This window comes from Undibacterium hunanense (assembly GCF_014284335.1).
GTDB classification, from domain to species: Bacteria; Pseudomonadota; Gammaproteobacteria; order Burkholderiales; family Burkholderiaceae_D; genus Undibacterium; species Undibacterium hunanense.
This window is the reverse complement of the sequence record NZ_JACOGF010000037.1, coordinates 1-1,532: the sequence shown is the minus strand read 5'-3', so window position 1 is coordinate 1,532 and position 1,532 is coordinate 1. Positions and strand designations below refer to the sequence as shown.

At 52.4% G+C, this 1,532-nt stretch carries 2 protein-coding genes; both read right to left on the bottom strand.

The features are described from left to right. On the bottom strand, positions 1-985 hold a 985-nt coding region (locus H8L32_RS28480; protein ID WP_186951005.1), incomplete at its 3' end, for an efflux RND transporter permease subunit. Then, the coding region (locus H8L32_RS28475) for a copper-binding protein (RefSeq protein WP_186951004.1) at positions 982-1,532 on the bottom strand (551 nt) is incomplete at its 5' end. The genes H8L32_RS28475 and H8L32_RS28480, both read right to left, overlap by 4 nt.

Genomic DNA, 1,532 nt, shown 5'->3' with positions numbered 1-1,532 from the left:
TGGAACGGTCATAGACAGGAATGATCTCTACGCCTGGCGGCAGGCTGGGTTTCAGTTTTTCCAGTTTGGTTTTGATAGCATCGATGGTTGCCAGCGCATTTTTGCCTGAGCGCATGACAATCACGCCACCAGCGACTTCACCCTCGCCGTTTAACTCAGCAATACCACGCCGCATTTCAGGCCCGGTCTGAACGCGGGCTACATCGCCCAAGCGTACGGATACACCAGCATCTGTCGTCATCAAAGGGATCTTACGGAAATCATCCAGCGACTTCAGGTAACCAGATGCACGCACCATGTACTCGGCTTCACCCAGCTCCAGGACCGAGCCGCCAGTTTCCTGATTGGCCTTCTGCACAGCTTCTATAATTTTGCCGTGCGGGATATTGTAAGCACGCATTTTGTCTGGATCGAGCTGTATTTGGTACTGCCGAACCATGCCACCTATACTGGCTACTTCCGACACATTCGGCACCGACTTCAATTCATACTTCAGGAACCAGTCCTGCAATGCCCGCAACTGCGATAAATCCATCTTGCCACTGCGGTCCACCAGCGCGTACTCATACACCCAACCGACACCTGTAGCATCAGGCCCGAGAGATGCTTTTGCCTGTGGCGGCAAGCGTGATTGCACCTGGTTCAGGTATTCCAGTACACGGGAACGTGCCCAATACAGGTCAGTGCCATCTTCAAAGAGGACATAGACAAAAGAGTCACCAAAAAAGGAGTAACCGCGTACAGTCTTGGCACCAGGCACTGACAACATGGTTGTGGTCAATGGGTAGGTGATCTGGTTTTCCACAATTTGTGGTGCCTGGCCAGGGAAACTGGTACGGATAATGACTTGCACGTCCGACAGGTCAGGAATCGCATCCAGTGGTGTACGTGACAGCGCCCAGAAACCCCAGGCTGTCATTATCAGGGTCGCCAGCAGCACCAGGAAGCGGTTGACGATAGACCAGCGTATCAGTTTCGCGATCATTTCTTTGCTCCTGTAGTCGGAGAAATGGCGACAATCTGGTACATCCCATTTTTGGACGGTCGAATATCAAAGATCACCGTATCGCCCACTTCCACATTGCGTGGCAGGCCGCCGACAGGTAACTGAAAACCCATGGTCATTGCCCCCCATTGCAACGATGGAATAGGATCGTGCGACAAGGTGATCTCATTTTTATCTATCTTTTCGACTTTGCCACTGCCATGATGCGTCGTTTCTCCCAGCTTGCCAGTAGCTGGTGACTCACCCATACGAGTAGTCGTTGCTTTAAGGCTGGCTTCAGAGTCAATCAAGAATTGGCCGGAGACGACGATCTTTTGTCCAGCTTCCAGCCCTTTGCGGATTTCAGTCTGGCCATTCGCTTCTGCACCAGTTTCAACGTCCACAGACAGGAACTTGCCTTCGTCCTGCGCGATCATGACGACATTGCGGGTTCCGGTGACAATGACCGCTTCGCTCGGTACCAGCAAAACCTCCTTATCCACGCCAGAACTGAAGTTGAGATTGGCAAACATGCCCGGCACCAAGA